Raw genomic sequence first — 17,373 nt, forward strand, 5'->3', positions numbered from 1 at the left:
TTCACCGAGATCCTGGCCGGCCACGTGCGGGAGGCCATCGCCCACCTCAGGCTCGCGGCGGAGCTGAGGGAGCAGGCGATCCGCGACCCCCTCACCGGCCTCTACAACCGCCGGTTCCTGTCCGAGGTGCTCGCCCAGGAGCTGGAGCGGGCCCGCCGCTACGGGCGGCCGTTGGCCCTCGTCATGGGGGACGTGGACTCCTTCAAGGCCATCAACGACCGGTACGGCCACGTCGCGGGCGACCAGGCGCTCCAGCGGGTGGCCAGGGTGCTCCAATCCACGGTGCGCGCCTCGGATTACGTGGTGCGCTACGGGGGCGAGGAGTTCGTGGTGGTCCTGCCGGAGACGGACGAGGCAGGGGCGGAGGAGGCGATGGCCCGCATCACCCAGGCCCTGGTGGAGATGCCTGAGGAACCCCGGGCCACCCTCAGCCTGGGGGCAGCGGTGTGGCATCCCGGGGAAGCGCCCGCGGCCTCGGTGGAGGACCTCCTCCGGCGGGCGGACGAGATGCTGTACACGATGAAGCGGCGGCACCGGGACTAGCGCCACTCCCCGGCCTCCACGGTGAGGCCATCCGCGGCGGCGACCACCTTGATCCCGAGCTTCTCCGCGAGCTCCGCCGCGAGCTCCCAGGGCTTCCCCCGGAGCATGGTCATCCCGAAGTGGGTGAGCACGGCGAGGTTTGGGCGGACCTCCTGGATGATCTCCACCGCCTCGGGGAGGGAGAGGTGGTCCACGTCCGGGCTCCACTCCCGCCGCACCACGTTCAGGACGAGGAGCTGGCAGCCCCTGTACCGGCCGGGGAGGTCGGGGGTGAACTTGGCGTCGGTCACGAACCCGATCCGCCCCTCCGGGGAATCCACGAGAAGACCGTAGGTTTCCACCTGACCGTGGTGGTGCCGGATCGATCGGATCGCCACCTCGTCCACCGCGTACGTCCCGTCCTCCTCCCAGAGTTCGATGCGCTCCAGAAACTGGCGGACGTAGCGGAGGACCACCGGATCCTCCCCTTCCAGGGCATCGGCCGGGGCGAGGAGGGCCCCGCGCCGTTTGCGGCCGGCATCGGCCATGGCCTCGATCAGGATGTTCACGTCGGTGGAGTGGTCGAGGTGCTTGTGGGAAAGGAGGATCGCAGAAAGCTCGCTAGGGTCGAGGGCCGGACGGCTTTTGCGGGCCCGGAGGAGGGTGCCCGGTCCAGGATCGAGGAGGAGCTGGGTCCCCCCAAGCTCGATCCACGTGCCCGCGGAGGACCTGAGCTGCCGGGCGACCACGAACCGGGCCCCCGCCGTCCCCAGGAACTTCACGTACCCCATGGCAAGGGAGGCTACGGCAGGGCCCGACCAAAGCACAGGCAATGTGTCCCCCGATGTGGGGAACAAACCGCGGCGCGGGATTCTACCGGGGAAGGGAAATCCCGGCCTTGCCGAGGAGGTCGAGGAGGAAATCCAGGTCGCGCAGGGACACGGCCCACACCCCGCTCACCTCGCCGCGGGCGTCCACGAACACGGTGAACGGGTAGCGCAGGTTCTCCGAGAGCTGGTAGGCCCGGGTCACCCCGGCCCCGGGGTCGAACAGGATGGGGAACGTGATCCCGTAACGGGCGGCGATCTCCGGCACCTCCCCCCACCGTTCCGGGCAGATGCCGACCACCACCACGCGGTCTCCGTACCGCCGATGGAACCCCTCCAGGATCGCCAGGTCGTGCTTGCACGCCCCGCACCAGGTGGTCCAAAACGCGAGGACCATGGGGCGGCCGCGCCTCTGGGCGGCAAAGTTGAACCCGCCCCCGAGGCCGGCGAGGGCGAACTCCGGGGCCGGTCGACCGACGATGGGAAACGTGCCCTCCCCGAGACGGCCTTCTTGGGGCTGGAACAGAAAGGCCGCCACCAGCAAGATGGCGAGCCCTAGGGCGAGCCACCGGGCGTCCATGGCCGCAAGGTTACCGGAGCCAGGCGGCCACCGCGAGCTGGCCGAACGAGAGGCCCCCGTCCCCGGGCGGAACCTTCCGGTGGGCGAGGAACCGCAGCCCGGCCTTCTCCACCTCCGCCCGCACGGCACGGGCGATGGCGTCGTTGACGGCAACGCCCCCGGTGAGGCCCACCGCGGGGATTCCCTCCTCCCGGGCCACCGCGGCCGCCAGGCGGGCCAGCCCCCGCCCCAGGGCATCCTGGGCCGTGGCCGCCAAGTCCTCCGGCCTTGCCCCCTCCTCCCTTAGCTCATGCAACCTGCGGAAGATGGCCACCGTGTCGAGGATGGGCCTTCCGTCCCCGCTGCGAATCAGGGGCTCCAGTGGAAGGGCCCTGCCCCGGGCCGCGGCGGCTTCGAGCCGCATCGCCGGCTCCCCCTCGTACGTCCTTTCCCGTGAGGTCCCAAGCCAGGCCGCCACCGCGTCCAGGAACCGGCCCGCGCTCGTGGTGAGGGGGCAGTTCACCCGGCGCTCGATCTGGAGCCGCACCGCCGCCAGCTCCCGGGGGGAGAGCCCGGACTCCTGGGGGTCGTGGCCCGCGGTGAGGAGGTAGCTCGCCGCCATCCGCCCCGGCCGGAGGGTGGCGAGGTCCCCGCCCGGCATGGGGACAGGGGCGAGCGACCCAGCGCGCCGACTGCGCCCATCCCGCCAGACGATGACCTCCCCGCCCCACGCCTGACCGTCCTCTCCGTACCCGTACCCGTCGAGGGCCAGCCCCACCACCTCCGAGACGCCCCACTCCGCGGCGAGGCCGGCGACGTGGGCCACGTGGTGCTGGACCGGGATCGCCTCCCCGAGCTCGCGGGCGAGGCGGCCCGTGGCAAACCCGGGGTGGAGGTCGCACGCGATCCGCCTGGGGAAGGGAGCCCCCACCAGGCGCAGGAGGTGACCGAGCGCATCCCGCAGGAACTCCAGGGTGTCCAGGTACTCGGTGTTCCCGATGTGCTGGGAGAGGTACACCTTGCCCCGGTGGTAGATGGCGCAGGTCACGTTGAGGTCGCCCCCCAGGGCGAGGAGAGGCTCCGCGCCGAGGTCGAGGGGGATCGGCTCGGGCACCCACCCCCGGGAGCGACGGAGGAAGGCCGGGGCGCCGCCGCTCACCCGCACCACCGAATCGTCACAGCGGGCGACGATGCGCCGGTTGTGGAGGAGAAAGGCGTCGGCCACCTCGGAGAGCTCGGCGCGGATCCGCTCGTTTTCGATGAGCATCGGCCGGCCGGGGAAGTTGGCGCTCGTCATCACCACCGGGAACGAAAGCTCTCGAAGGAGCAGGTGGTGGAGACCGGTGTAGGGGAGCATCGTCCCCACCGTGTGGAGACCCGGGGCGACCGACGGGGCGAGGTACCCCGGCCGGTGGGGGAGGACCACGATCGGTCGCCGCGGGGAGCGGAGGAGCGCCCACTCCTCCTCGCTCGGCTCGGCGAACCGCTCCACCAGGTCCGCGCGGCTCAAGAGGGCGAACGGCTGCCCGGGCCGTCCGAGCCTGCGGCGGAGCTCGGCCACCATCTCCTCCCTCGTCGCGTCGCAGGCGAGGTGGGTCCCGCCGAGGCCCTTGATGGCCACGATCTTCCCGGCCTTGAGCGCCTCCACCGCCAGCTCCAGAGGGTCCCCCGGCACTTCCCTCGCTCCTTCCACGTAGACCAGGCGCGGCCCACAGCGGGGGCAGGCGATGGTCTGGGCGTGGTGGCGGCGGTCCAGGGGGTCGGTGTACTCCTTTGCGCAGTCCGCGCACATCGGGAAGTCGCGCATGGAGGTGCGGGGCCGATCGTAGGGGAGGGCCTCCACCACCGTGAACCGTGGCCCGCAGTCGGTGCAGCTTGTGGCCCAATACCCGTGGTAGCGGCTCTCGGGGGCGTCGATGTCCGCGAGGCACGACGGGCAGGTGGCGACATCCGGGGGGATCATCCCCGTTCCCTCACCCCCATCCCGGGACGGGAGGATGCGAAAGTCCCTCGTCCCCAACGGGGGCAGGTCCTCCACGGCGAGGGAGGCCACCTCCGCCAGGGGCGGCGCCTCCTCCCGCAACGAGAGGAGGAACCCGGCCATCGCCTCCGGGGGGCCCTCGGCCTCGATCTCCACCCCCGCATCCCCTAGGTTGCGCACGTGCCCGGAGAGGCCATGGCGGAGGGCGATGCGGTACACGAACGGGCGGAACCCCACCCCTTGGACGGTACCCGCAACGTGGATCCTCTTGCGCACCGATGCCATCGCGGACCGGAATTATACCGGCGGTTGTCCCATCCCCCGGGGACGGAGGTGGTTGGCAGGGAGGGGAGGTGGGCGTGGAATAGGCCACCATGGTCCACGCCGAGGTGGACAGGCGCGCCCTGCGGGGGAACCTGGAGCGGCTACGGGAGTGGCTGCCCCACCGGGTGGCAATGATGCTGGTGGTCAAGGAGGACGCCTACGGCCACGGCCTCCTCCCGGTAGCTCGCGCCGCCCAGGGGATCGCGGACTGGTTCGGCGTGGCCTACGTGACCGAGGCCCGCGCCCTGCGCCGGGCCGGGTTCACGGAGCCGGTGTTCATCATGACCCCTCCGGTGGGACTCGCGCTCGTCCAGGCCGTGCGGGAGGGGTTCCACATCCCCCTCGGGGACGTCGGGATGATCCCCGAGATCGAGGCCGCGGCGTCCCGGGCTGGGCGGCCAGCCCTCGTCCACATCGAGGTGGACACCGGAATGGGCCGGTTCGGGCTTCTCCCGGAGGAGGTGGACCGCGCCCTCGCGGTCCTGAACCCCAAGCGGGTGGAGGTGACCGGCATCTACTCCCACCTCTCCTCAGCCAACGGCCGCACCCAGGACGACCTCCTGTTCACGCGGGCCCAGGTGTGGTGGTTCCGCAACCTCCTCGCGGAGTGGGGCCACCGGAACCTGCCGATCCCGTGGCGCCACCTCGCCAACTCCGCGGCGGCCCTGGCGTTCGACGAGGCCACCGCGCCCCCGCTGAACATGGTGCGGGTAGGGACCGCGGCCTACGGGTACCCCGACGGACCGGTCCCCTTCCCGGTTTCCCTTACCCCGGCCGCCCGGGCGTGGACGGAGGTGGCCGCGGTGCGCGACCTGCCCCGGGGGTGGCCGGTGGGGTACAGCCGGACCTACGTGACCCCGGAGCCGGCGCGGGTGGCGATCCTCGCCGCCGGGTACGGGGACGGCCTGCGGCCGGAGCTCAAGCGGGTGGTGATCCGGGAGCGGCCGGCGGAGCTCGTGGGGAAACTGGGGATGGACACCGTGGCCGCCGATGTGACCGCGCTCACTGGGGTTCGTCGCGGCGACCGCGCCCTCCTGTTCGGTCCCGGGATCAGCGGCCATCAGGGCTGGATCTGCCCGGTTCTGGTCCCGGTCCTCCTCTCCGCCCGCCGCCGCTGGACGGGGTAGGGGTCCCCGTCCGTCGTCGACCGAAAGCCCGACGATGGCCAGGTGGTGGACCGGGCCCTCGCCAACCTCCGGGAGCCCTCCTCAGGCAGAGGGATTCCCTAGCGCCCCAGGCTCGTTCTTGACTTTGACCGCGCTTCGCGCTATGTTGAACGTGTGGGTCGATCATGCCTTGTGGAGGCAAGCGTGTTCCGGTTTCGCTTTAAGCTGGAGAAGCCATTCCGGATAGCCATCGGGTACACGAAAGAGAAGGAAGAGATCGTCGTCCGTCTCGTGGACAGTGCTGGCAATGTGGGGTGGGGTGAGGCCTCGCCAAGCCCCCTCATCTTGAGCGCCACCTCGGATACGGTGCTCGCCGCCCTGGACGTGTTGATCCCCACGATCCTCGGGGAGGACCCCCGGCGACTGCGGTACCTTATGGACAAGATGGACCGGGCCCTTCACGGCCACGCCCCGGCCAAGGCCGCGGTGGACATAGCCCTCCACGATCTGGTCGGGCACATCACCGGGGAGCCGGTGTGGCGCCTGTTGGGAGGAAGCCGCGCCGAGCCTGTGGACACCGATTTCACAGTGGGGATCGACGCCCCGGAGGCCATGGCCGCTGAGGCCAAGGCCCTCGTGGCCGCGGGCTTCCGCACGATCAAGGTGAAGGTGGGCGAGGATCCTCAGGTGGACGTTGCCCGAGTGCAGGCGATCCGGGACGCGGTAGGGGATGCGGTGACCATCCGCATTGATGCCAACCAGGGCTGGACGCGTCCGGAGGCGGTATGGGCTCTGACCAGGATGGCCGAATACGACGTCCAGTTCGTGGAGCAACCGGTGGCCGCGGAGGACATCGAGGGGTTGGCGTGGGTGCGCCGCCGGTCCCCGATCCCGGTGATGGCCGACGAGGCTGTGCACACCCCCGCCGATGCGTTGCGGGTGGTACGGGCGGAGGCCGCCGATTACGTGAACATCAAGCTCATGAAGGCGGGGGGGCTATGGCGGGCTCGGGAGATCGCGGCCATCTGTGGGGCGGCGGGGATCCCCAACATGATCGGGGGGATGGTGGAGTCGAACCTGTCGGCCACAGCGGCGGTGCACTTCGCCATCGCCGAGAGCAACGTGATCTTCCGCGATCTGGACATCGGGGAGCGGCCGGAGACCCAGCTCGTGGCCGAAGGCGGGTCGCACATCGAGGCCGGCCATCAGGTATTGACCGATCCCGAGGCCCCGGGGTTTGGGGTTCGACGTCTCCAGGAGGAGTGGCTCGTCCCCGTGAAGACCTACCGCTTAGGAGAAGGAGGTGGGAGAAGGGACAAGACCGTGGCGTAGAGGGCCCATTTGGTAGTGCCCTTCAGGGGCAGATGGTTAAGGAGGTGTTTCCATTGAAGAAAGTCGCGGAGTTGATTTTTTTGGCATTGCTCGCAGGCGGGCTGGTGGGGTGGGCGGTGCCTCCACGGGACACCCTCATCATCGGGGCCCGCACGGACATCATCGTGGACCTGGACCCGGCACGGGCGTACGAGGTGTTCACCGATCTCGTCATCGAGCAGTACTACGATGCCTTGGTCAACATCGTCATCGAAGAGGGTGAAGTGGTGGCTAGGCCGGGGCTTGCCGTAAGCTGGGAGGTCTCCTCAGACGGGTTGACCTGGACCTTCCACCTCCGCAGAGGGGCTAAGTTCCATTCCGGCCGAGAGGTCACCGCCGACGATGTGGTGTACTCGTTCCATCGCTCGCTGAGTCTCAATTTCGCCCCGATTTGGATCCTCTCCCAATACGTGCCGAGCAAAGACATGATCGCGAAGGTCGACGATCACACGGTGGCCATCACCACGAAGGAGCCGGTAGCGGAGCTCATCATCGCTTCGGTGATCGGCTTTCAGGGGATCTGTTCTATCCTCGACCGTGAGTTGGTGCAGGCCCACGCTACGGAGGTCGATCCGTGGGCCAACGAGTGGCTCAAAACCAACGATGCCGGGTCTGGGCCGTTCATCCTCGTGGAGTGGTCACCCAATGAGCGCATCATCCTCGACCGGTTCGACGGGTACTGGGCCGGGCCGGCTGGGGTGAAGCGCATCATCATCGTCGACATCCCTGAGCCGGCGGCCCAGAAGCTCGCCCTCGACAAGGGCGACGTCGACATCGCTTGGGACCTCCTGCCGGAGCTGGTGGACCTGTACCGGGGCCTCCCCGGGTTCACGGTGGTGGAGGGGCCGGGGTGGGGCATCGAGTACCTCGCGGTGAACGCCGGAAAACCTCCGTTCGACAACGAACTCGTGCGTGAGGCCATCCGGTGGGCGGTGGATTACGACGCGATCATTTACGGGATCCAGAAAGGCGCAGCCATCTACGGCCAGACGATCATCCCCGCTGGGATGTTCGGGCATCTCCCGGAAACCCCCTTCCACAAGGACTTGGAGAAAGCCAAGGCCCTCCTGGCCCAGGCGGGATACGCGGAAGGGTTCGAGGTGGAGATGCTCTCCAGCACGCACCCGCGGCGGGTAGCCATCGCCACCCAAGTCCAGGCCGACCTCGCCCAGATCGGGATCAAGGTGAACATCACCCAGATGGTGTCCGCCCAGTTCTACGAGATCTACCGGGCGCAGAAGCACCAGATGCTCGTGGCCGGGTGGGGTGTGGACTACGCTGACCCCGATAGCCTGGCCAAACCGTTCGCCCACTGTTGTACCACTGGGCCCGAAGCCCCGGTGCGACAGCTGGCGTGGCGGAACATGTACGTGGACTGCGAGACCACCCAGCGTGTCGAGGAAGCAGCCCAGGAGTTGGACCCCGAGAAACGGCGGGCCATGTACGAGGAGATCCAGCAGCGGCTCCTGCACAAAGGTCCGTACGTGATCCTCTACTACCCCCTCAACCAGGTGGTCACCCGGGCCGTGGTCCAGGGGCTTAAGCTGAACCCGATGCTGAGCTTCACCGAGTTCTGGCCGGTCGCGAAGACGGGCTGAGGTAAAGGGGCCTGGGGGCCTTTGCCCCCCAGGCCCCTTGATCCTTAAGGCCCAACCCAGACCAGCATGGTTGGTTACGTCGTACGCCGGTTGGTATGGATGGTCCTCGTCCTGTGGGGGGTGACGACGATCACGTTTTTCGTGGCCCGCGTGATCCCCGCTGACCCGGTAGGTGCGATCCTCGGCCCCCAGGCACCCCCGGAGGCCATTGAGCGGGAGAAGGAGCGTTGGGGCCTGGACAGGCCCATGCACGTCCAGTATGTCCGGTACATCGCCGGGCTCCTGCGGAGGGACCTCGGGGTGTCACTGCGCACACGGCGGCCGGTCTTGCAGGACATCCTTTACTACTTCCCCAATACGTTAGAGCTCGCCTTGGCAGCCCTGTTCATCGGCGTGGTGATGGGGATCGCTCTAGGGGTGGTGTCCGCGGTGCGCAGCGGCCAGGCGGTGGACCACGCGTCGCGGGTGTTCGCCATCGTGGGGCTTTCCATGCCCGCCTTCTGGCTTGGGCTCCTTTTGCTGTTGATTTTCTACCACACCCTGGGGTGGCTGCCTGGTCCGGGCCAGCTCCCTTATTACTTCCCACGCCCCCCGCGCGTCACGGGGTTCCTTAGCCTGGATTGCTTCCTCGCTCGAGATTGGACGGCCTTGGGGAGTTACCTCCTTCATCTGATCATGCCGGCGTTCACTTTGGGGTGGCTCTCCACCGCTTCCATCACCCGCATCACCCGCTCGAGCATGCTCGAGGTGCTTCGGGAGGAATACATCAAGACGGCGCGGATGAAGGGCCTGCGGGAGGGCGTAGTCGTCATTAAGCACGCCTTCAAGAACGCCCTCCTGCCGGTCATCACGGTGATCGGGATCCGGGTGGCCAGCCTCCTGGAGGGGGCGGTGCTTACGGAAACCGTGTTCGCCTGGCCAGGGCTGGGCCGGTACGCGACGCACTCGTTTCTGTCCATCGACTTCAACGCCGTCGTCGGGGTGGCCCTGTTCATGGCCCTCCTCTACGCGGTGTGCAACCTGGCCGTGGACCTCCTGTACGCGTACCTCAACCCCAAGATCCGGTACGTGTGACCGACGATGAGGGGACTGACCTGGGGCGACGTGGGGCGGCAGCTCTTGCGCAATCCACTGTCGCTTACGGGCACGGTGATCATCGTTGCGCTCCTGCTGCTGGCGCTGCTTGCCCCGTACATCGCCCCGTTCAACCCCTACGCCACCAACCCCACTCAGAAGCTGCTTCCCCCGAGCAGGACCAACTTGATGGGCACCGATGGGCTCGGCCGGGACGTGTTCAGCCGTATGCTCTATGGGACCAGGATCTCCTTGTGGATCGCGCTCCTCATCCTCCTCATCGCGGGCACCCTGGGCACGGCGGTGGGCATCGTGGCTGGATACGTGGGCGGGTTTTGGGATAACCTACTGATGAGGATCACCGACGTTTTCATGGCTTTTCCCCAACTAATCCTAGCCATGGCTGTGGCGGCCGCCCTAGGGCCGAACCTCACCAACGTGGTGATCGCCATCTCGTTCGGGGCGTGGACGGTGTTCGCCCGTCTGGCGCGCAGCCGGGCCATCGCGGTGCGGGAGGAGGACTTCATCGAAGCTGCCCGGGCCGTAGGGGCGGGTCCGCTGCGAATCCTGTTCGTACACATCCTCCCCATGGCCATGAGCCCGGTGATCATCCAGGGCACACTCAGCATGGGGGGGATCATCCTCACCGCCGCCGGGCTGGGGTTCCTGGGGTTTGGTGCCCAACCCCCCAGCCCGGAGTGGGGCCTCATGGTCAGCGACGGCCGCAACTTCATGCCCCATGCATGGTGGGTGTCCACGTTCCCAGGGCTCGCGATCATGATCACCGTGCTCGGGTTCAACCTCATCGGGGACGGAATCCGGGACATCCTTGATCCCCGTATGCGCTGATCTTTGTCCATGGGCCCCAGCTGGCTTGAGGTCGTGGGCGGAGTGCTATGGACAGAGGGGATCCCCCTTACGGAGGTCGCCAACTGGTTCGGCACACCATGCTACCTCTACAGTACACGAGGGATCCTGGAGAACCTCTCCAGGTTACGAACCGCGCTGGCTGGGCTGCCTGTGGAGCTGTGCTATGCGGTGAAAGCCAATCCCAATGGGGCGGTCCTGCGTTTGCTCTCGCGCGAAGGCCTCGGAGCAGAGGTGGTGTCGGGAGGGGAGTTAACCCGGGCTCTCCGGGCGCGCTTTCCCCCGGGCAAGATCCTGTTCTCCGGAGTGGGCAAGACCGAAGAGGAACTCCGCGGTGCAGTGCATGAGGGGCTGAGGGCGATCGTGGTGGAGTCTCTGGAGGAACTCGATCTTCTCGCTCGTCTAGCCATGTGCTTGAACCGGAAGGCGAACGTGGCGCTGCGCGTCCACCCCTCCCTTGATCCCCACACCCACCCTTACCTCGCCACCGGCCAGGAAGGGAGCAAATTCGGTCTGGACATCGTCTCCATCGCTACGGCCCTTGATAAACTCGTCACGGTGCGTGAGCTGACACTCGTCGGGTTTCACGTCCACTTGGGATCGCAGGTTCGTGAGGTCAACCCCTACATGCAGGCCTTGGATCAGCTGATGTCCCCGGTGAAGGCCGCACGAGAACGCGGTTTCTTTCCAACGTTCCTGGATCTCGGGGGCGGGTTCGCCATCCCGTACGAGGACGGGGAAACGGCTTTTCCTGTGAGCGAACTTGGCGGTGCCCTACGGGGCCACAGCTTCGATGACCTAACGCTCCTGTTCGAACCGGGGCGGGCGCTGGTAGGCAGCGCTGGGATCCTCCTCACCAAGGTGCTCTACCGAAAGCGCGTGCACGGGCGGGCGTTCGTGGTGGTGGACGCGGGGATGAGCGACCTCATTCGCCCCAGCCTCTACGGAACACACCACCGGATCGTGCCCGTTAGGACCCGACACGAAGGGACTCAGACCGTGACCGTAGTGGGCCCCCTCTGCGAGAATGCAGACGTCCTCGCCCGAGAATGCCCTCTGCCGCCGGTGGCACCGGGGGATGTGCTGGCCGTGCTGGATGTCGGGGCGTACGGATTCGCCATGGCCTCCCAGTACAACTCCCGACCGCGGGCAGCCGAGGTGCTGGTTGTGGAAGGGGAAGTTCATCTGGTACGGAGTAGAGAGACTCCAGCGGATTTGTGGCGGGGGGAGGAGGTGCCGGAGTGCCTGGCCTGAGGTGGGTGGCCTCCACCTTGGCTGATCTTCGGGCGGAGCCGGACGACCGAGCCGAACGCGTGTCCCAACTCCTCCTGTTCTCGCAGTGCGAAGGGTTGGAGACGGGACCGCAGTGGAGCAGAGTCCGCGGCCCTGACGGCCATGTGGGCTGGATCAGAGAGCCCCAAACCGTCTCGGGGCCGTTGCCCGGCTCCCAGTGGAAGGTTTGTGCCTCCGTAGCAGTAGTGCGGGAGATCGCATCAGGGAAGACCATCGGTCGAATGGCGTTGGACACCCGTTTTGCTGGCACGGCCGCTGCCGAGAAGGTTCAGGTGATGTGGCCCACAGGCGAAGTTGGGTGGGTACCGAAGGACGCGGTGAAACCGGCCACTTGGGTGGGCACGAGGCATGATCTTCTGGCGCTAGCCCAAGAGCTGGTGGGAGTGCCTTACTTGTGGGGCGGGACTTCCCCGTTCGGTTTTGACTGCTCCGGGTTCGTCCAACGCCTCGTTCACTTCGTGTTCAACCGCTGGCTCCCTCGGGATTCCAAGGACCAACAAGAGTGTGGGATCCGCGTGACCGCCCTTCACGACCTGGAGCCAGGCGACCTCGTGTTCTTCCGCAGCCATGTGGGGATCTGGCTGGGCGATGGCCGGATCATCCACGCGAGCGGGCGAGAGGGGCAGGTGACGATTACGGTTCTGGATCCCCCACAGGGACCTTACGCGCAGGAGCTACGAGCGAAGTTCCTATGGGCGGGACGGGTGGTTTGATCCAAGAGCAGGGTATCCTCTCCGTCCGCATCTAGGCCGCTACGCCCGGTCTAGGAGGTGTGGCGTCGTCGACCGAAAGCCCGACGATGGCCAGGTCGCGGCCTTCGACGACCTCGGCACGCCCTCCGCACCGAGGGCAGGCGAGCACGGGCACGGCGAAGTGCCACCCCTCTTCGGCCAGGTACCGGACCGGGCCCAAGTAGCCACATCCGGGGCACCGCACTTTGGCGGGCACCCGCTCCACCACGAGGTCCGAGCCCGCCACCACGGTCCCCTCGGTCAAGATACGCCACGCCTCCCGGAGGGCCTCCGTGGACAGGACCAAGAGTTCCCCTTGGCGCACGTGCACCGCCGCGATGGAGCCGGGAGCCGGGTGTTCCCGCAGGTGGGCCAAGAGCCCCTCCAACAGGGCCTGGGCCAGGGAGTACTCGTGCATTCAGAGGCCGAGCGCCGCCAGGAGCTCCTCCACCCCGCGCCCGCTCTTGGCGTCGGTGAGCACCGCCCGTCCATGGGGATTGAGCCTGCGGTAGTCGGCCACCAGCTTCTGGGGATCCACGCCGACGATCTCCGCCAGGTCGATCTTGTTCACCGCCACCACGTCGGTCTGGGCGAAAATCTTGGGGTGCTTGCGCACCATGTCGTCGCCCTCGGTTACCGAGATCACCACGAGGTCGCCCTCCGTGCCCAAGGGGAAATCGGCCGGGCACACCAGGTTCCCGACGTTCTCGATGAACAGCACGTTCACCCCGGAGAGGGGGAAATCCGTCAGGGCGTGGCCTACCCGGTGGGCATCCAAGTGGCAGTCGTCCCCGGTGTTGATGCTCATCGCCGGGAGCCCGGCCGCCTTGAACCGCTGGTAATCGTCGTCGCCCGCCACGTCGCCGGCGATCGCCCCCACCTTGAGCCCCTTCGCCTTCAGCCGCTCGGCCATGCGGATGATGAGGAGGGTCTTCCCGGAGCCGATCGCCCCCATGACGTTGATCGCCCGGATCCCCCGGTCCTTGAGCAGTTCATAGTTACGCTCCGCCAGCTCGAACTGGCGCTTCAGCACATCGCCAAACCCAAGTGTGTCGTGCACGGCGGGGCGATCATACCCCTCCCGTTGCCGGACGACAACCACTCGAGCGCCTAGGAAACCGGACTCCTGGGCCGTCCACGCTTGCAAGGCGAGCCGGGGCTGTGCTATAGTTCGGCCGGCATGCGCAGGGTTGCGGAGTGGACGGCGACGGGGATTTTCGCGTTCGCCGTCTATCTTTTGCTCGCCACGTTCACCGGCTCCCTCGGCCTGTGGGCCCCCGATGAGCTCATTGCCGGGGCCGTCCTCGCGGCGGTGACCGCCCTCGCCACCGGGGCCTTCCTGTGGGCGCAGGGCGGCTGGCGGCTGCTCCAACCCCAGCGCTGGATCCTGTTCTTGCTCTACCTCATCGGCCCGTTCCTGTGGGCGATGGCCAAGGCCAACCTGGACGTGGCATGGCGGGTGATCACCGGTCGCATCCGTCCGGGGATCGTCCGGTTCAACCCCAACCTCCATACCGACTTCGGCCGGACGCTCCTCGCCAACTCCATCACCCTCACTCCGGGCACCCTCACCGTGGACATCGACGACGACTCGGGCGATTTCTACGTGCACTGGATCAACGTGACCGACGAGTCCCCCACCCCGGAACGCGTGTGCGGATCGTTCCCGAAGTGGGCACGAAGGATCGCCGAATGATCGTGGCACTCCCGTTTGGCGTGGCGGCAGCGGTGCTCCTTGGGTTCATCCTGGCGTCCATGGTGCGGCTCGGGATCGGCCCCACCGCCGCCGACCGGGCGGTGGCCCTGGACACGATCAACACCCTGGTCGTGGCGACGATGATCCTCCTCGGGGCCGCGTTCGGCCAGGTGGTGCTGATGGATGTGGCCCTGGTGTACGCCCTGCTCTCGTTTGTGAGCACGCTCTACATCGCCCGCTACCTCGAGGGGGGCCTCAAGTGAACGCCCTCATCTACGCGTTCCTCGCCATCGGGGCCGTGTTCAACGGCCTGGGCGCGGTGGCCCTGCTTCGGTTCCCGGATGTGTACACCCGGGTCCACGGGGCCACGAAGTGCACCACGTTCGGGTCCATCTTCTCTCTCCTGGGGGTGGCGGTGTACGGGTTCGCCCAGGGCGGGGGGATCGGCGGGACGATGGCCGTGCGCGCGTTCCTGGCACTCGTCTTCCTCCTCCTCACCAACCCCACCGGGTCCCACGCCCTGGCCCGGGCCGCCCACCGCGCGGGGATCAAGCCGTTCCGGGCGGTCGTCGACCGGTTGGAGGAAAGGCGATGACGGTATGGGCCGTCCTGCAGGTGATGACCTTGGTTCTGATCGTGATTGGGTCGGTGTTCGCAGTGTGGTTCAAGGACCTGTTGGCGGCGGCCTTGGCCCTCGGGGGGACGAGCCTGCTCCTCAGCTTGGAGTTCTACCTCCTCCAGGCACCGGACGTGGCCATCGCCGAGGCCGGGATCGGGGCCGCCCTGACCACGGCGATCTTCATCCTCGCCATCCGCAAGACGCGGCGCAAGGAGGAGGAATGAAGCGGTGGCTCGTCCTGGCGGCGTTCCTGGTGGTGACCGGGTTCCTTGTGCTTCTCGGGACCGGGATGCGCCCGTTCGGGGCCCCGAAGGCGTTCGAGATGGACCAGTACTTCATCGATTACACCCAGGCCGAGGTGGCGGCGAACAACGTGGTCACCGCGGTCGTGTTCGACTATCGAGGCTACGACACCTTGGGCGAGGCCACGGTGCTGTTCTGCGCCGTGGTCGGGGTGGCGTTGATCTTGAGGAAGGTGCGGCGATGAGCGTCGTCGTGCGCACGATCGCCAGGATCCTCCTGCCGATGGTGTTCGCGTTCGGGGGGTACGTGATCATGCACGGGCACCTCACCCCGGGCGGGGGGTTCCAGGGCGGGGCGGTGGTGGCTTCGGCCCTGGCCCTGGTGTTGGTGGCGTTCGGCGAAGCTTCGCTCAAGAAGTACAAGGATCTCCTGTCCGCGTTGGAGAGCCTGGGCGGGGTGGCGTTCGTCGTCCTTGGGTTGATCGGCATCCCGTTCACGTTCTTCGCCAACGTGCTCGCCGGGGTAGGTGGGTTGTTCGGCCAGTCCGTGCCGCCCGGGCCGAACCCAGGGTACCTCAACACCGCGGGCACCCTCCCCCTCATGAACTGGGCGGTGGGCCTCAAGGTGATCGCCGGGCTGGGCTCGGTAGTGGTGCTGTTCGGGCTGTTCGGAGGCGAGGATGATCGGTAACCTCCCGTTCGTGGTGTGCATGGTGTTTGTGGCCCTCGGGCTGTGGACCCTTCTTACCAAGCGGAACCTGATCAAGCTCGTGATCGGGCTGACCTTGATCGAAAACGGGGTCAACCTGTTCCTGGTGGCGCTGGGGTACGTCCAACGTGGGGCGGTCCCGATCTATACCTATGCCCCACCCGGCGTGCGCATGGTGCTGCCTACGCCCCAGGCATTGACCCTAACGAGCATCGTGATCGGCCTCGCCACCACGGCCCTCACGCTCGCGTTCGTGGTCGTGATCTGGCGCCACCGCGGGACGCTGGACGCGCGCAAGGTACGGGAACTCCGCGGATGAACCTCGCCCCCCACGCCTCGATCCTCGCCATCGCCGTGCCGCTTCTGGGCGGGTTTGCCCTCCCCCTGTGGGCCAAGCTTCATCGCCGTCTGGGGGAGCTCTGGCTTTTCTTGGTGGGGGCGTTCACCGCGGCGATGGTGGTGCTCCTGGCCGTGCAGGTGTTCACCGGGGGGATCCAGGTGTACACGCTCGGGGCGTCCTCGCCCGGGGAGACGCTCGCGCCGGGGGGCTTTCCGATCCGGATCATGCTCGTGGTGGATGGCATGGGGGCGTTCATGGCCCTCATCTCCGCGCTGGTGGCGCCCCTTTCGTTCATCTACGCCTGGCGGTTCCTCACGGAGGAGCAGGGGAAGACCCTCGCCCTCACCCTGGGGCTGCTTCTGTGGGCGGGGATGTTGGGGATGGTGCTCACCGGGGATCTCTTTAACTTCTTCGTGTTCTTCGAGGTCACGAGCATTGCCGCCTGCGGGCTCATCGGGTACCGGACGTGGGAGGCGCGGGGGGTGGAAGCCGCGTTCAAGACGATGGTCATGTACACCGCGGGCGGGCTCCTCGTGCTCCTGGCGGTCGCCGTCCTCTATGGCGAGCACGGGGCCTTGAACCTCGCGTACCTCTCCTCCCGGATCCAAGGGTCGCTCCCGGACCGGATCGCGCTCGGGCTCCTCCTCGGCGGGCTTCTCATGAAGGTCGGGGCGGTGCCGGCCCACATGTGGGCCCCGGACGCCTATGGTGAGGCCCCGGCCCAGGCGGTGATCCTCCTCGTGGCCAACACCCAAGTCTCGCTCTACGGCCTCCTGCGGATCCTGTTCACCCTGTTCGGCGGCATCACCAACCCGGCGGTGGGGTGGCTGGTGACGGGCTTGGGGACGGTGACGCTGGTGGTGGCGGCGCTGATGGCGGTGATCCAGACCGATCTTGGGCGACTGGTCGCCTATGGGGCGGTGTCGCAGATCGGATACATGCTCCTCGGGGTCGGGGTCGGGTTCACCGTGATCGGGGCCCGACCGGAGTACGGTCTCGTGGCCATGCAGGGCGGCATCTTCCACATGCTCAACGACGCTGCGGCGATCGGCCTTCTGTTCTTATGCGTGGGGGCGGTGGAGCGGGCCGCCGGCGCCCGCGACCTGCGAGGCCTCGGCGGTCTCGGCCACGATCTCAAGTGGACGGCGGGGTCCTTCTTGCTTGGGGCTCTGGCCCTGGCCGGGATCCCGCCCCTGAACGGGTTCGCCTCCAAGTTCATGATCTACGAGTCCAGCTTCCGGCTGTCGCCGATCCTGACCGCGCTGGCGACCTTGGCGTCGATCCTGCTCCTCGCTGTGTTCATCCGCGCGTTCCAGGGGGCGTTCCTCGGGCCTCGCGGGAAGCCCTCGGAGCCGGAGCCCTTCGGGATGGTCTTGGCCATGGGCGTCCTCGCCCTGGCCGTGCTTGCGCTGGGGCTCGCCCCGGACTTCTTCGTCCGCCACCTCGTGGCCCCGGCGGCGGAGGCGCTGTGGCGGGGGCGGGAGCTGTACCTGGCGGCAGTGCTGGGAGGATAG

Annotated in this window: 21 protein-coding genes; 16 read left to right on the forward strand and 5 right to left on the reverse strand. The window is 67.6% G+C overall.

The genetic code is table 11. The annotated features are described in order from the left end of the window. A partial coding sequence (locus NUV94_02845; protein ID MCR4391725.1) for a GGDEF domain-containing protein occupies positions 1-543 on the forward strand: 543 nt, incomplete at its 5' end. Here NUV94_02845 and NUV94_02850 read toward each other — a convergent pair. From NUV94_02850 to hypF, 3 genes are all read right to left on the reverse strand, one after another. Further along, on the reverse strand, positions 540-1,313 hold the full coding sequence (locus tag NUV94_02850) for an MBL fold metallo-hydrolase (protein ID MCR4391726.1): 774 nt from the start codon (positions 1,311-1,313) through the stop codon (positions 540-542). The two genes, NUV94_02845 and NUV94_02850, sit on opposite strands and share 4 nt — an antisense overlap. Positions 1,314-1,395: 82 nt before the next feature. Then, complete coding sequence (locus tag NUV94_02855; protein MCR4391727.1) at positions 1,396-1,929, reverse strand: TlpA family protein disulfide reductase; 534 nt, start codon at positions 1,927-1,929, stop codon at positions 1,396-1,398. A gap of 10 nt (positions 1,930-1,939) precedes the next feature. Next, entirely contained in the window at positions 1,940-4,174 is a 2,235-nt protein-coding gene (gene hypF / locus NUV94_02860; protein MCR4391728.1) for a carbamoyltransferase HypF, read from the reverse strand. 89 nt (positions 4,175-4,263) lie between these two features. On the opposite strand from hypF, the gene alr reads away from it, so the two are divergent. The 7 genes from alr (at position 4,264) to NUV94_02895 (ending at position 12,235) form a co-directional block, all read left to right on the forward strand. Then, positions 4,264-5,340 (forward strand): alanine racemase, encoded by a 1,077-nt coding sequence (gene alr / locus NUV94_02865; GenBank protein ID MCR4391729.1) that lies wholly within the window; start codon positions 4,264-4,266, stop codon positions 5,338-5,340. A 171-nt stretch (positions 5,341-5,511) separates the two neighbouring features. After that, on the forward strand, positions 5,512-6,651 hold the full coding sequence (locus tag NUV94_02870; protein MCR4391730.1) for a dipeptide epimerase: 1,140 nt from the start codon (positions 5,512-5,514) through the stop codon (positions 6,649-6,651). Positions 6,652-6,704: 53 nt separating this feature from the next. Next, positions 6,705-8,288, forward strand: coding sequence for an ABC transporter substrate-binding protein (locus NUV94_02875; GenBank protein ID MCR4391731.1), 1,584 nt, complete (start codon positions 6,705-6,707; stop codon positions 8,286-8,288). 66 nt (positions 8,289-8,354) lie between these two features. Beyond that, a complete protein-coding gene (locus NUV94_02880) occupies positions 8,355-9,362 on the forward strand; it encodes an ABC transporter permease (GenBank protein ID MCR4391732.1) in 1,008 nt (335 codons plus the stop codon). 6 nt (positions 9,363-9,368) lie between these two features. Next, a complete protein-coding gene (locus NUV94_02885; GenBank protein ID MCR4391733.1) occupies positions 9,369-10,211 on the forward strand; it encodes an ABC transporter permease in 843 nt (280 codons plus the stop codon). Between the two features lie 9 nt (positions 10,212-10,220). Then, entirely contained in the window at positions 10,221-11,483 is a 1,263-nt protein-coding gene (lysA, locus tag NUV94_02890) for a diaminopimelate decarboxylase (GenBank protein MCR4391734.1), read from the forward strand. A gap of 422 nt (positions 11,484-11,905) precedes the next feature. Beyond that, complete coding sequence (locus NUV94_02895) at positions 11,906-12,235, forward strand: C40 family peptidase (protein ID MCR4391735.1); 330 nt, start codon at positions 11,906-11,908, stop codon at positions 12,233-12,235. A 31-nt stretch (positions 12,236-12,266) separates the two neighbouring features. Here NUV94_02895 and NUV94_02900 read toward each other — a convergent pair whose 3' ends face one another. Both NUV94_02900 and hypB read right to left on the reverse strand, forming a co-directional pair. Next, on the reverse strand, positions 12,267-12,671 hold the full coding sequence (locus NUV94_02900) for a hydrogenase maturation nickel metallochaperone HypA (protein ID MCR4391736.1): 405 nt from the start codon (positions 12,669-12,671) through the stop codon (positions 12,267-12,269). Next, a complete protein-coding gene (gene hypB, locus NUV94_02905; protein ID MCR4391737.1) occupies positions 12,672-13,313 on the reverse strand; it encodes a hydrogenase nickel incorporation protein HypB in 642 nt (213 codons plus the stop codon). It abuts the gene before it with no gap. Positions 13,314-13,433: 120 nt separating this feature from the next. Between hypB and NUV94_02910 the strand changes: the two genes are divergently transcribed. From NUV94_02910 to NUV94_02945, 8 genes are read left to right on the forward strand one after another with little or no spacing between them, the layout of a single operon-like run. Continuing rightward, positions 13,434-13,949, forward strand: coding sequence for a Na+/H+ antiporter subunit E (locus tag NUV94_02910; GenBank protein MCR4391738.1), 516 nt, complete (start codon positions 13,434-13,436; stop codon positions 13,947-13,949). Continuing rightward, positions 13,946-14,212 (forward strand): monovalent cation/H+ antiporter complex subunit F, encoded by a 267-nt coding sequence (locus NUV94_02915; GenBank protein MCR4391739.1) that lies wholly within the window; start codon positions 13,946-13,948, stop codon positions 14,210-14,212. The genes NUV94_02910 and NUV94_02915 overlap by 4 nt, the downstream gene beginning before the upstream one ends. Continuing rightward, complete coding sequence (gene mnhG, locus NUV94_02920; protein MCR4391740.1) at positions 14,209-14,544, forward strand: monovalent cation/H(+) antiporter subunit G; 336 nt, start codon at positions 14,209-14,211, stop codon at positions 14,542-14,544. Before NUV94_02915 ends, mnhG begins: the two co-directional genes overlap by 4 nt. After that, positions 14,541-14,792 (forward strand): DUF4040 domain-containing protein, encoded by a 252-nt coding sequence (locus NUV94_02925; protein MCR4391741.1) that lies wholly within the window; start codon positions 14,541-14,543, stop codon positions 14,790-14,792. Before mnhG ends, NUV94_02925 begins: the two co-directional genes overlap by 4 nt. Next, a complete protein-coding gene (locus NUV94_02930) occupies positions 14,789-15,055 on the forward strand; it encodes a hypothetical protein (GenBank protein ID MCR4391742.1) in 267 nt (88 codons plus the stop codon). The genes NUV94_02925 and NUV94_02930 overlap by 4 nt, the downstream gene beginning before the upstream one ends. After that, on the forward strand, positions 15,052-15,501 hold the full coding sequence (locus tag NUV94_02935) for a sodium:proton antiporter (GenBank protein MCR4391743.1): 450 nt from the start codon (positions 15,052-15,054) through the stop codon (positions 15,499-15,501). The genes NUV94_02930 and NUV94_02935 overlap by 4 nt, the downstream gene beginning before the upstream one ends. Next, entirely contained in the window at positions 15,491-15,838 is a 348-nt protein-coding gene (locus tag NUV94_02940; GenBank protein ID MCR4391744.1) for a cation:proton antiporter subunit C, read from the forward strand. The genes NUV94_02935 and NUV94_02940 overlap by 11 nt, the downstream gene beginning before the upstream one ends. Next, positions 15,835-17,373: an NADH:ubiquinone oxidoreductase gene (locus NUV94_02945; protein ID MCR4391745.1), complete on the forward strand. Its 1,539-nt coding sequence runs from the start codon at positions 15,835-15,837 to the stop codon at positions 17,371-17,373. Before NUV94_02940 ends, NUV94_02945 begins: the two co-directional genes overlap by 4 nt.

The sequence above is a fragment of the Candidatus Acetothermia bacterium genome, from assembly GCA_024653305.1.
Classification (GTDB): Bacteria; Bipolaricaulota; Bipolaricaulia; order Bipolaricaulales; family Bipolaricaulaceae; genus JACIWI01.